General features: G+C 32.5%; 10 protein-coding genes and 1 riboswitch. Of the genes, 8 read left to right on the top strand and 2 right to left on the bottom strand.

Features of this window, described 5'->3' with window-relative positions; all coding sequences use genetic code 11:
• Positions 1–79: 79 nt before the first annotated feature.
• Entirely contained in the window at positions 80–217 is a 138-nt protein-coding gene (locus tag ACJDT4_RS19445; protein ID WP_406789256.1) for a zinc ribbon-containing protein, read from the bottom strand.
• A 124-nt stretch (positions 218–341) separates the two neighbouring features.
• Here ACJDT4_RS19445 and ACJDT4_RS19440 point away from each other — a divergent pair, with 124 nt between their 5' ends.
• Complete coding sequence (locus ACJDT4_RS19440; RefSeq protein WP_406789255.1) at positions 342–1,352, top strand: DUF2971 domain-containing protein; 1,011 nt, start codon at positions 342–344, stop codon at positions 1,350–1,352.
• An 825-nt stretch (positions 1,353–2,177) separates the two neighbouring features.
• Here ACJDT4_RS19440 and ACJDT4_RS19435 read toward each other — a convergent pair.
• On the bottom strand, positions 2,178–2,630 hold the full coding sequence (locus ACJDT4_RS19435) for a helix-turn-helix domain-containing protein (RefSeq protein WP_406789254.1): 453 nt from the start codon (positions 2,628–2,630) through the stop codon (positions 2,178–2,180).
• A gap of 722 nt (positions 2,631–3,352) precedes the next feature.
• Between ACJDT4_RS19435 and ACJDT4_RS19430 the strand changes: the two genes are divergently transcribed.
• The 7 genes from ACJDT4_RS19430 (at position 3,353) to ACJDT4_RS19400 (ending at position 12,852) form a co-directional block, all read left to right on the top strand.
• A complete protein-coding gene (locus tag ACJDT4_RS19430) occupies positions 3,353–4,834 on the top strand; it encodes a HAMP domain-containing sensor histidine kinase (RefSeq protein WP_406789253.1) in 1,482 nt (493 codons plus the stop codon).
• 17 nt (positions 4,835–4,851) lie between these two features.
• On the top strand, positions 4,852–6,174 hold the full coding sequence (locus ACJDT4_RS19425) for an efflux RND transporter periplasmic adaptor subunit (RefSeq protein ID WP_406789252.1): 1,323 nt from the start codon (positions 4,852–4,854) through the stop codon (positions 6,172–6,174).
• A gap of 22 nt (positions 6,175–6,196) precedes the next feature.
• Positions 6,197–6,886: an ABC transporter ATP-binding protein gene (locus ACJDT4_RS19420; protein ID WP_406789251.1), complete on the top strand. Its 690-nt coding sequence runs from the start codon at positions 6,197–6,199 to the stop codon at positions 6,884–6,886.
• 209 nt (positions 6,887–7,095) lie between these two features.
• A complete protein-coding gene (locus ACJDT4_RS19415; protein ID WP_406789250.1) occupies positions 7,096–8,265 on the top strand; it encodes an ABC transporter permease in 1,170 nt (389 codons plus the stop codon).
• 463 nt (positions 8,266–8,728) lie between these two features.
• Entirely contained in the window at positions 8,729–9,421 is a 693-nt protein-coding gene (locus ACJDT4_RS19410) for a response regulator transcription factor (protein WP_406789249.1), read from the top strand.
• Positions 9,422–9,719: 298 nt separating this feature from the next.
• Positions 9,720–9,825: riboswitch (SAM riboswitch) on the top strand.
• 208 nt (positions 9,826–10,033) lie between these two features.
• Complete coding sequence (gene nifH, locus ACJDT4_RS19405; RefSeq protein WP_406789248.1) at positions 10,034–10,861, top strand: nitrogenase iron protein; 828 nt, start codon at positions 10,034–10,036, stop codon at positions 10,859–10,861.
• 473 nt (positions 10,862–11,334) lie between these two features.
• Positions 11,335–12,852 carry a nitrogenase component 1 gene (locus ACJDT4_RS19400; protein WP_406789247.1) on the top strand — a complete coding sequence of 506 codons (1,518 nt, stop codon included), beginning with the start codon at positions 11,335–11,337 and terminating at the stop codon, positions 12,850–12,852.
• The last annotated feature ends 38 nt before the right edge of the window (positions 12,853–12,890 follow it).

The raw sequence follows: 12,890 nt of genomic DNA, 5'->3' as shown, positions 1-12,890 counted from the left end.
CCTTAAGGCATAATGCTGGTAATGTGCCCTTATAGGGCTTAAGGAAAAACCACCAGCTAAGCTGGTGGATATTTATTGCTTATAATTTGTTGTAAGTAGTTTTATGACATTTTGGGCATGGTGGTAAAGTATCAGTATCATCATCAAGAACTACAATTTCACCGCAAGTAGTACACTGGTAAGTACCTTTTCCTGGTTTTTCCCCTGTTTCGTACATAAACATCGCCTCCTTGAATAGTAATTTTCTACAACAAGTGTTAATTTCCTTCAAAAAGTCGAATGATTTAGGATGGATTTTTATTATTTTGTAGAATATGGAATATAAAGTAAGGGGGATAAATATGAGTGATGGAAATTACAATAGAGCTTTTAATATATGCTTATTTTATTTGAAAAATTTGCAAGATATAAACAAAGGCGACAATTTTATATACCACTATACTTCTCCAGAAGGACTTAAATCTATTATAGAAAATTGTTCTTTATGGTTTTCAGATTATCAGTTCTTAAATGACAAAAGTGAATTGACTTATTTTAAAGATATTTTTATAACGCAATTAAATAATAATAAGGAAAAGTTTAATAAAAATTATTTTTACACAGTTATTAACAATTATTTTAATGATGATGATTTTTTTAATAAAATTAAAGATTATTTAATAAGCTTTGATAAAAATAAAAATAAGGCGTATTCTTTAGGTAATGAGGGATATAACTATTATATAGCTTCGTTCTCTACATGTTCTGATGAACTATCAATGTGGAATTATTATTCTAAAACTTATATTAGTGATGGATACAACTTAAAAATTAATTGTAAAAAATTATTAGGTAATGTGAAAAAACAGGTTAGTGATTTTTCTAACAAGTATATAGAATCCAAAGATAGTAGTGGTGAATTAGCTAAAAGAACTGTTTATTATGGCAAAGTTAACTATGAATCTGACAATCAGAAGAATATAGCTATTAATATATTAAATGAATATTTTGAAATAAGCTTGAAAGTTGATCAAGAATATTTTGAAACATATATTCTTCAGTTTATAAGGGAATTATTTTTGGTATTTTCGTTTTACCAAAAATCTGATAAATTTCAGAATGAATCTGAGTACAGAATTGTTTTACAGTTACCTAAAAGTGTTTCTCAATATAGTTCTCCGGAGGAAACGTTAAAAATGCAATTCCCAATTAAAAATGGGTGTTTTTCACCCAAATTAGAAATGAAATTTGATACGTGGAAAAATGTAATTGAGCTTATAAGAATTGGACCTAAGAATAAAACTGATTTTGAAGAATTAGGTCGTAGGAATTTTATAGATTACAATGATTTAAAGGAAGTAAAAATAAAATGATCGGATATACCTGTAAGGTTTTAAATATAATATATGATAGAAAAAGGTCAAAGAGGGATAAACAAGGGTAAAAAGAAAAGGTTCAAGATATGATTAATTATATGTTTAAATATAAAATTACTTATAACTTTCAAAAGTTTATATCATTGAAATTTGAGAATAGGAGTATTTTAACAAATTCATTATCTAAAGTAGCTTTAATGATACAGGCACCTATGTATAAAAAAATGTGATTAATTAAGAAATCAAGTTGTGGTGACAGATATTTAATGGAAGATATTTATAAATAGATAAATATATATTATTTTAGTATTATTCCCTTAGTATTCTTCCTGCGCTCAGCATGTCTAATCTCATAAGGTACTTTTGGCGCTTCTAATGCGACACTATCTTCGTCAGGTTATGGTTTATAATACTGACGCTTAGGATTTAATTCAATATGGCAAAAAAATAGCATGCCTCCATCCATAATTTTAAGAATGGAGGCATGATTTATAGATAAGCAACTTGGAATATTAAAATTAGCTGAATTCTATTTTGGAACATGTTGGTTATATGAACATATATCAGTTGACAATGGACAATTGACAGAGGACAGTTAAGGTTGACTTTCTTCCGTTTTACTACAGAAAGTCTTAAACTTAATGCTAAAGCCAATTTTTTTAGCTTATAGATAAACCATTTCAACTATTGAAATTCATATGCACCATAATGCCCAGAAGACGGCATTTTGGTACAAATAAATTTAAAGTTTCAAGGTGGTTTATCTTTAAAACTTCTGTACTACTTACTCTCTACTCTGCTTTTTACGTTGTTTATCCATATTCATTTTAGACAATCTTCATAAGACATGTTTCTATTATTACCTAGAAGCATGTCCTCTAATTTTTTATAATCATAATTTCTCTGGTAATATGCGTTAAAATTTGATGCTTTTTTACCAAATTTAGCTTCAGCCTTATGAGGTTTCAGCTTTTCTTTAAAAAATCCCTTTAGCTTTGAAACAGTGTTTTTGCTAGTTTTATCAACTATCTCGTATTCATTGCTTATGGAGCCTCTTCTCCTTTTTCTTATAAGTCCCTTTGATATGAGTTCTACTAAATATCTTTGAATGGTTCTTACACTTTTTTTAAGCTTAGCTGCAAGGGTATTTTGTGAGGGAAAGCAAATAGACTTGTCCCCAAAACAGTAGCTAGAAAGAGTTATGTATAATCTTACGGCTCCATCACTTACATCTGCCTCAAGTATATCATTATCCACCATAGTAAAATTTTTCATGTTTATCACCCTCCTAAATAGTTAATATGCAATTTTTTCAAAAATGCTAAGAAAAATTTAAATTTTTTTCTTGCACCACTGTGGGAGTGAAGTAATAATGCTGAAGGAGCAATTTAAAAAAATTCTAATAAATCTTGGCTCAAAAATTGTAAAATACTTAGATATTTCAATTGTCTGAGCGTATGCGAGTAAACATACACGGGGCATGGGCTAATATATAGATGACTAATACAAGTTAAAGAAGGATAATGGGATTACATCCCAAACCCCGTATACGATCGTTATCCTTCTATAACCAAAAGCAAGCACTCGCTTAGAATCACCACTTAGATTTATAAAATTTATTATCAAAAGTGCCTTTATATAGTTCTAGAAGGGCAATGGGATTACATCAAAATTCCGTAGGAACGGAGGAATTTTTTCCTTGCACCACTGTGGGAGTGAAGTAACAATGCTGAAGGAGCGATTTAAAAAAATTCTAATAAATCTTGGCTCAAAAATTGTAAAATACTTAGATATTTCAATTGTTTGAGCGTATGCGAGTTATTGAAATATCTTAGTATTTTATGATTTTTGAACCTTAGATTTATAGAACTTTTTTAACGCGACGAAGCATTGTTACTTCACTCTTTTTTTATAGAATTTTTAGATTTAGTTTATTTCAAATTTATAAGGTAAGGTTAATATATAAATATACTCTTCAATAAGGGAGGAGAAGATAATTGTCAATAAAGGGAAAGCTGATTTTATCTAATATAGCCATGTTTCTTGTACCGCTGTTTTTATGTATTGTAGTATTTTTAGGAATTCAAAACTTGTATTTAAAAAAAATTCACAGTGAATATGATGTAAGTACAAACTTAAAAAAAAGAAGTTTTATTATGAATCCATATGGAGAACTTAGATTTATAAATTTAAAGAAAATTAATAATGTTGCAGCTAAGCTTGAAAGATCACCTGAAAAGCTTGAAGACATTAATTTTCTTAAAAATGTAAACAGCGAGTTCTCAAAGAAGAATTCCTATATTATTGTGAAAAAAGAAAAGAAGACAATATTTGATGGCGGCAAAAATGAAAGCGGCAGCACAGATGTAAATTTAAAGTTGTCACAATCGAATGACAGGATTACAAAAATGCCGGAGTTCTTTATGTCAAGTGGTGAACTTATAGGAAGAGAATTTTCCATTCACCTTTCTGATGGAACTCAGGCAAGTATGTTTTTTATAGTAAATACCAGCAAACTTTTTAGTATATATAGGGAGTTTATAACAGCACTCATAGCTTCTGCAATATTAATAATAATTTTTATAAGTGGTCTTCTTACTTTCTTTGTATCAAGGTCAATATTAATACCATTAAAATCATTAAAAAAAGGAACGGAGAATATAAAAAATGGAGATTTAGATTTTGAAGTCAAATCTAATTCAAAGGATGAAATAGGGGACTTGTGTGAAGCTTTTAACGACATGAGAAAGAAGCTTAAAGAATCTATTGAACTTCAAAATCAATATGAAAATAACAGGAAGGAGCTTATATCAAACATTTCCCATGATTTGAAAACACCTATAACCTCGATAAAGGGCTATGTAGAGGGAATAAGGGATGGTGTGGCAGATACACCAGAAAAAATGGAGAAATATATAAATACAATTTATACAAAATCCCAAAGCATGGATTACCTAATAGATGAGCTTCTTACCTATTCTAAACTTGATATGAATAAAATGCACTTTGATTTTCAAAGAATTGATATTAAAAGCTATATGGAAGATTTGATGGAAGAGATAAGATTTGATGTTGAAAAGAAAAAAATAAACTTTAGTTATACAAACAATATCAAGGAAAAGGCGTATGTAAAGGTAGATGTCCAAAATATAAATAGAGTTATTATGAACATAATTTCAAATTCTATAAAGTATATGGATAAAAAGGAAGGCAGCATAGCTGTAAGCATGAGCTTGAAGGAGGGAGAGGTGATTATTGCCATAAAAGATAATGGAAAAGGAATCTCCAAGGAAGCTCTAAACTATATTTTTGATAGATTTTATAGAGAAGATTATTCAAGAAACAGCTTAACAGGTGGAAGCGGCTTAGGTCTTGCAATATGTAAAAAAATAATAGAAGAGCATGGAGGTAGAATATGGGCTGAAAGTGAGGAAAACGTTGGTACAAATATGTGCTTGGCTATAAAAATTTGTGATTAAAATTGGAGGATAAAAATATGAAAAGTAAAGTTGTAAAAATTGTAAGTGCAGTTGTAATTGTATGTTTAATAGGTGGCGGAGGATATTATTTTTATAATAAATCATCAAAAGCAAAAGCAGCTAGCAATACAGCTAAATATTATACGGTAACAGCTGAAAAGTCTAATATTGATGTTACAGTTTCTGCCACAGGAACAGTTGAGGCAACGCAGACTAAAGATGTAGTTGCAAATAACAGCGGAACAGTTCAAAACTTAAATGTAAAGCTTGGAGATACAGTGAAAGAGGGAGATACTATTGCAAAGGTTCAAAGTGATGATATAGATGCAGCAGTGAACAAGGCTAATTTAACGGTACAGCAGCAGCAGCTTCAAGTTAATAACGCAAAGAATGCTAATGATCAGGCAATGCAAAGTTTATCGCTTCAATCAGCTCAAAATGATTTAAGTAATAAAATAGAACAGCAAAACAAAATGACATTAACAGCACCTATAGGTGGAGTTGTAGTAGCTAAAAATGATAACAATGGAGATAGTGTTCAAGCAGGAAAAGCTCTAATTACAATTGCAGATTTAAGCTCTATGAAGATAGATGTTCAAGTTGATGAGCTTGATATATCTAAAGTAAAAACAGGACAAACAGCAGATATTACTTTTGATGCCATAAGCGGAAAAACATATACAGGTACTGTAGACAGCATATCTCAAATGGGAACAACAACAAATAATGTGACAACTTATGATGTAATTGTAGATATAAATAATCCGGATGGAGTAAAAATAGGAATGAACGGAAATGTAAGCATAAAAGTAACTTCAAAGTCTGATGCACTTACAATTCCTGTAGAAGCTCTTATTGAGAGAAACAATAAAAAATATGTAATGCTTAAAACAAGCGGCAGCACTGCAGACTCTAATACTCAAGGGTCTTGGAAAAGAAAGAGCAGTGGGACTAACAGCGGCTATCAAGGTAATGGTTCAAATAGAAGAGGTGGAAACGGTAGTTTAAGAATGTCAGCATTAGGAGGGAAACTTGTAGAGGTTGAAACAGGTCTTGAAAATGAAACAACAGTTGAAATAACTTCAGGAATTAAAGAGGGCGATGAAGTTATGATACAGTTACCTCAGACAACTAGCACAAATTCACAAAAATCAAGTGGCTTTGGAGGTTTCGGCGGCGGCAGCTTTGGTGGACTTGGCGGTGGAAGTAGACAAAGTGGTTCTGGTAGCAAGAATAACAGTTCAAATGGAAATAATGCAGGGAATTCAGGTAATAATACATCAAATAGTGGTACAAGTTCATCAGGTAATTCAGGAAATGGTGCTGGAGTAGGTAAATAAAATGTAAAGGAAGGGAAAAGATATGGCTTTAGTTATTAAAATGAGGAATATAAACAAAGTATATAAAATGGGTAAAAATGAGTACAAAGCCTTATTTGATATAAACCTCGATATAAAAAAAGGTGAATTTGTATCGATAGTAGGACCTTCTGGAGCAGGAAAGTCAACTCTTATGAATATCATAGGTTGTCTTGATAATGCTACCTCTGGAGAGTATTTTTTAGATGATGTGAATACAAATTGCAATGATAACAAGCTTGCGGAAATAAGAAATAATAAAATTGGTTTTATATTTCAAAACTACAATTTGCTTTCAAAGTTAAGTGTTATTGAGAATGTAGAATTGCCTCTTGTATATCAGGGGATTAAGAGCAGCGAAATAAAGAAAAGATCTATGGAAGCCTTAGATAAGGTTGGGTTAACATCTCATATAAAGCATAAACCTGCTGAATTATCAGGGGGACAAAAGCAAAGGGTCGCTATTGCTAGAGCGCTTGTTACTAAACCGGAAATAATATTGGCGGACGAGCCTACTGGAGCTTTAGACAGTAAGACAGGAAAAGAAGTAATGGAAATGATTAAGGAATTAAACAAAGAAGGAAATACAATAATACTTATAACTCATGATATGAGTATTGCAAAGCAGGCAAAAAGGGTAGTAACAGTAAAGGATGGAAGAATAACCTCGGATGAAATAAATGAAGCTGTGTAAGAATTAGATAAAGATAAACCACTTTAATTAAGGAAATTTATTTGTACCATAAAGCCTAGAGTAAGGCATTTTGGCTTTGTATAAATATAGTGAAGCCTAAACTATTTATGTTCCCAAAAACCAATCTTCAAGGAATTATGGTGCATATATAGTTTGTAGTTGGACTAGTTTTACTTATAGGTGGTTTATCCATAAAAGGAGGCTAAAATATGCAATTTACAAGACTTGTGAAGATGGCAGTACAGTCGGTATGGTCAAATAAGATAAGATCATTCCTCACTATGCTTGGCATAATAATCGGTATATCTTCTGTTATTGTACTTGTGGGAATGGGACAAGGAACAAAGGAGAGTGTATCACAGCAAATAGAAAGTCTGGGAACAAATTTAATAACAGTTAGTATAACAGGCAATAGAAGTAAGTCATTTTCATCTAAGGAACTTAATCAAATAAAGGCAAAGCCTGGTATAAAGGATATAGCACCGGAGCTTTCATCTACTGCTAATGTAAAAGCTGGAGATAATACGGCAAGTACTAGTATGGAAGCAAGCACTCCAAGCTATGCAGAAATAAGAAATTTAACTGTAAGTTCTGGAAGATTTATAAATCAAAGAGATCAGGATAACAGATATAAGGTTGCTGTAGTTGGAATTGATGTTGCAAATGAACTTTACAGTTCAACTGATGTTGTAGGTCAAATAATAAATGTAAATGGTGTTGATTTTAAAATTGTTGGTGTACTTGCAGCTCAGGGCAGCTCTTCTACGGGCTCTGGTGATGATAGAATTATAGTGCCATTAAGTACTGCTCAAAGGCTTACAAAAACTACAAGTGTAAGAACCTTTTATGTTGAAGCAAAGAGCAAAGATACAGTAGACGAGGCAATGGGATATTTGCAGCTTTTTCTAAATACCAAGTTTGGAGCAGCCTCAAACAGCTATAGAATTTTTGATCAAACAAGTATATTAGATACAGTAAACAAAACTACAAGCAGCTTAACCACAATGCTTTCAGGTATAGCAGCAATATCCTTGCTTGTAGGAGGAATAGGTATTATGAATATAATGCTTGTTTCTGTAATTGAAAGGACAAAAGAAATAGGTATAAGAAAGGCCATAGGTGCAAAAAGAAGAACAATACTTTTTCAATTCCTTTTAGAGTCTGCGGGAATAAGTGCTATTGGGGGAATGCTTGGCGTAGCTTTGGGATATGGCCTAGCATATATTGCACAAAGACTTCTTAAAATGAATGTATCAATATCCTTAAATGTAGTTTTAGGAGCAGTTGCGTTTTCAGTTGCAGTTGGAGTTATTTTTGGAATGTATCCAGCAAATAAAGCTTCAAAGCTTAGCCCAATGGAAGCACTTAGGTTTGAGTAATTAAAAATATACATTTAAATTTTAGGTTGGTGTATAATATAAAGATATTGCGAATTAACATCATCTTGGAATATTAAATAAAATTAATAAATCTAAGCGTCAAATTGTTAAAATCTTAAGAGCTTTCAATAACTCGCTGAAAAAATGCTCAAACAAATTGAAATCTCTAAAGCTTTTAACAATTTGCCACTAAGATTTACAAAATTTTATTTAAACTATTCCTTCAATGACGTTACTTCGCAGGGCGGAAAATCAAGGAATATTTTTCTCCGCTTCTCTACGAAAAATGCGCTGTAAAAATGGTTAATCAATGTAAACTGGTGTTGGTATACATATATTACAAAAAATTAATTGATTAACAAATATTCACGCCTAAAATTCCGTAGGTACGGAGGAATTTTTTCATTGCACAACCGTGGGAGCGAAGCATTGTTCCTTCGCAATTTTTATATGGGGTGAGTTTATGAAAAAGATTTTAATTATAGAGGATGAAATAAGCATAGCGGAGCTTGAAAAGGATTATCTTGAGCTTAGTAATTTTGATGTAGACATAGAAACTTCGGGAAAAAGCGGTCTTGAATACGCAAAGTCAAGGGATTATGACCTCATAGTATTGGATTTAATGCTTCCGGAAATAAGTGGATTTGATATTTGCAGGGAAGTCAGAAAGGTTAAAGATATACCAATTTTAATGGTTTCTGCAAGAAAAGAGGATATAGATAAGATAAGAGGACTTGGTCTTGGAGCGGATGATTATATGACAAAGCCATTTAGTCCCAGTGAACTTGTTGCAAGAGTGAAGGCACACATAAATAGATATGAAAGATTAACACAGGGAAATAAAAACTTTGATGATGAAGATATACAAATCAGAGGTCTTAATATAAATAAAGCATCTAGAAAGGTGTTTGTAAATGGAAAAGAAGTAGTGTTTACTACTAAGGAATTTGATTTGCTGCTATTTTTGGCTCAAAATCCAAATAGAGTTTTTAGTAAGGGAGAACTTTTCGATAGAATATGGCATATGGATTCTATAGGTGAGATAGCTACCGTAACCGTACATATAAAAAAGATAAGAGAAAAGATAGAGAAAGATACCTCCAATCCAGAATATATAGAAACCGTATGGGGAGTTGGCTACAGGTTTAGGGGATAATATAGATAAATAAGCTGAAAGCTTAAAATAGCTGGTGTTATAATTTTACAAGTAATATTTTGTATGCCTTAATCAGTTGACAATGGACAGTTGACAATTGATAGTTAAGGATGATTTACCTTTTGCTTTGCTCAGGTAAATCTTAGAACTTGATGGTGTCAGCTGTGCTCGACACTTTATTTAGATTGAAACAATTAAAAATATATTGACATGAAGAGTATAGGTGGTATAATTAATATTATAAATTAGAATACTAATCCTATCTGAGTGATAGGTAATAACTTAATAGTTGTTTAGAGTCTTATCAAGAGAGATGGAGGGATTGGCCCGATGAAATCCAACAACCTGAATAATTGTTTTATTTAAGGTGTTAATTCCAGCAGGAGTAACCTGAGAGATAAGAGACGGTAGAGTTTAACTTTCTGTAGCTTATTACGGAAAGTTTTTTTATATGAACAACTTAGTTTATAAAAAATATTATATAGATATTCTGTTGATTGACTGGATAAACCAGAGGTCAAGTTTTATATCGCATGGAAATGCTTCCTGAGATATGAAACTTGGCCTTTTTAATTTTAATAAAAGCAAATAAATTTAGGAGGAGTATATATTATGAGGCAAATAGCTATTTATGGAAAAGGTGGAATAGGTAAATCTACAACAACTCAAAATTTGACTGCAGGTTTATCTGAAAGAGGAAAAAATGTTATGGTAGTTGGCTGCGATCCAAAGGCTGATTCTACAAGATTGCTTTTAGGAGGACTTGCACAGAGAACAGTATTAGATACCTTGAGAGAAGAAGGAGAGGATGTAGATTTAAATTATCTAATGAAAAAAGGCTTTAAAGGAATAAGATGTGTAGAATCCGGTGGACCTGAACCGGGTGTAGGATGTGCTGGCAGAGGTATTATAACTTCTATAAGCATGCTTGAAAGGCTTGGAGCATATACAGAAGATTTGGATTATGTTTTTTATGATGTTTTAGGTGATGTTGTTTGTGGTGGCTTTGCTATGCCAATTCGTGAAGGTAAGGCAAAAGAAATATATATTGTAGCTAGTGGGGAAATGATGGCACTTTATGCAGCAAATAATATATCAAAGGGAGTACAAAAATATGCCAATAAGGGCGGAGTTAGATTGGGTGGAATTATATGTAACAGCAGAAAAGTAGACAACGAGAAGAAACTGCTGGAGGCATTTGCAGAGGAATTAGGTACACAACTTATTTATTTTGTACCAAGAGATAATGTAGTTCAAAGGGCAGAAATTAATAAACAAACTGTAATACAATTTGCTCCAGAATCAAATCAAGCAAATGAGTATAGATCGTTGGCAGAAGCAATAGAAAAAAATAAAAATTTTGTGATTCCAAAGCCAATGACACAAAAAAGACTTGAAGAAATAATTTTGACACATGGCTTAATAGAACAGGCAATATAAGCTACTGTAGATAAACAAGCGGAAAGCTTTAAATTACTAATACCAAATTTATCCTTATAAACTTGAATTTGAAGAATAGTAGAGAGCAAGGAGTAGAGAGTAGAGTGAATGTGGATTTGCCTTTCGCTTCTCTCAGGTAAATCTTAGAACTTAATAGTGTCAGCTTTGCTGGACACTATATTTTAAGTGCCTTGGGCGCAATAAGTTTTAGATTTTTCGAAGCATAGCAGAGAAAAATCATCCTTAACTGTCCTCTGTACTCTAAGCAAAATCTTAGGTTTACGGGATAAACTTGATATTAGTCATTTGAAACTTTCATGTTGTCTATCTATATAGATAAACCGCTTCAACTATTTAAATTCATGTGCACCATAATGCCCAGAAGATGGCATTTTAGTACAAATAAATTTCAAGTTTCAGAGTGGTTTATCTTTATTAAGATTTTTATTTAAGTTTAGGAGGAGGTAAATTCAATGAGATTTGATCTTAAAACTTCAGTGGTAAAAACCCGTGAAAAGCGCCTTGGAACTATAATTGGCTGGAGAACTGGAAAAGCTTCAGAGTTGTCTAAGGATTCCGCATTTACCTGTGCTGGTTGTAAGGGAAACGGAGGAAAGAAACTTTGTGAAGCTGTAGGTCCATTTACACAAGGTTCAACCTGCAGTGAGCAGATGGTTGAGTGTCAGGCTGGAAATGTGAGAGATGCAGTTTTAATTCAGCATTCACCAATAGGCTGTGGAGCTGGTCAAGTATCATATAACTCCATATATAGAAATGGTTTAGCTATTAGAAACTTACCAATTGAAAATATAAAGATAATAAATACTAATATGAAGGAAACAGATACGGTGTTTGGAGCACTTGATAAATTAGAACAATCTATAAGAGATGCGTGGGATAGACATCATCCAAAAGCAATTTTCGTTGGAACCTCTTGTGCTGCAGGAATAATTGGAGAGGATATAGATAGTATAACAACTAAAATGCAGGAAGAACTTAAAATACCAATCATTCCAATACCCTGCGAAGGATTTATGTCAAAACATTGGAGTACAGGTTTTGATGCAACACAGCATGGAATTTTAAGGCAGATAGTTAATAAACATCCCAAGAAACAAGAAGATTTGGTTAATGTAATCAATCTCTGGGGAAGTGATGTTTTTACACCAATACTTAAAGAACTAGGTCTTAGGGTAAATTATGCTGTAGACCTGGCAAGGGTGGAGGATCTTGAAAAGCTTTCAGAAGCAGCAGCTACTGTTACATTTTGTCATACTTTATCATCTTATATTGCAGCTGTTTTAGAAGAACAATTTGGAGTACCAGAGGTTAAAGCACCACAGCCATATGGAATTGCGGGTACAGACGCCTGGATACGAGAACTTGCTAAGGTCACACATAGGGAGGAAAAGGCAGAGGCTTATATAGAAAGAGAACACCAAAGAATAGCTCCAAAATTGGGAGAACTTAGAACGCTTTTAAAGGGTAAAAAAGGTTATGTTGCAACAGGTTCTGCATATGCGCATGGGCTTATTGCAGTGCTTAAAGAGCTTGGAATTCAGGTTGATGGCTCCCTTGTATTTCATCATGATCCTGTGTATGACAATAATGATGAAAGTAAGGATTCTTTAGCTTTTTTGGTAAAGCACTACGATGATGTTCCCAATTTTAGTGTAAGCAACAAACAGCAATATCAATTTTATGGATTGCTTAAAAAAGTAAAGCCCGATTTTATACTTATAAGACATAATGGGCTTGCTCCACTTGCTTCGCGTATGGGAATTCCAGCAGCGCCACTTGGTGATGAACATCATGCTGTAGGTTATCAGGGGATTTTAAATTTAGGTGAAACAATTCTTGAAATACTTGCACATAAAAAATTTCATGAAGATTTATCTAAGCATGTAAAACTACCATATACAAAGTGGTGGCTTGAGCAAACAGATCCATATATACTTGAAAAGCAAAATTATGCTGTGGGGAAGGAGTGAGGATAGTGTCTAATTCAATTGAGCAGGTTAGGTATGGC

Origin of the sequence: Clostridium neuense (assembly GCF_045310695.1) — a bacterium.
Classification (GTDB): Bacteria; Bacillota; Clostridia; order Clostridiales; family Clostridiaceae; genus Clostridium_S; species Clostridium_S neuense.
Note: the sequence above shows the minus strand (reverse complement) of the source record. Positions and strands in the feature narration are given on the sequence as shown.

Excerpts from the sequence above, each read along its gene's own strand:
- ACJDT4_RS19410 (WP_406789249.1), top strand. The coding sequence starts at position 8,729 with ATGAAAAAGATTTTAATTATAGAGGATGAAATAAGCATAGCGGAGCTT.
- ACJDT4_RS19415 (WP_406789250.1), top strand. The coding sequence starts at position 7,096 with ATGCAATTTACAAGACTTGTGAAGATGGCAGTACAGTCGGTATGGTCA.
- ACJDT4_RS19425 (WP_406789252.1), top strand. The coding sequence starts at position 4,852 with ATGAAAAGTAAAGTTGTAAAAATTGTAAGTGCAGTTGTAATTGTATGT.
- nifH (WP_406789248.1), top strand. The coding sequence starts at position 10,034 with ATGAGGCAAATAGCTATTTATGGAAAAGGTGGAATAGGTAAATCTACA.
- ACJDT4_RS19445 (WP_406789256.1), bottom strand. The coding sequence starts at position 217 with ATGTACGAAACAGGGGAAAAACCAGGAAAAGGTACTTACCAGTGTACT.
- ACJDT4_RS19435 (WP_406789254.1), bottom strand. The coding sequence starts at position 2,630 with ATGAAAAATTTTACTATGGTGGATAATGATATACTTGAGGCAGATGTA.
- ACJDT4_RS19440 (WP_406789255.1), top strand. The coding sequence starts at position 342 with ATGAGTGATGGAAATTACAATAGAGCTTTTAATATATGCTTATTTTAT.
- ACJDT4_RS19400 (WP_406789247.1), top strand. The coding sequence starts at position 11,335 with ATGAGATTTGATCTTAAAACTTCAGTGGTAAAAACCCGTGAAAAGCGC.
- ACJDT4_RS19420 (WP_406789251.1), top strand. The coding sequence starts at position 6,197 with ATGGCTTTAGTTATTAAAATGAGGAATATAAACAAAGTATATAAAATG.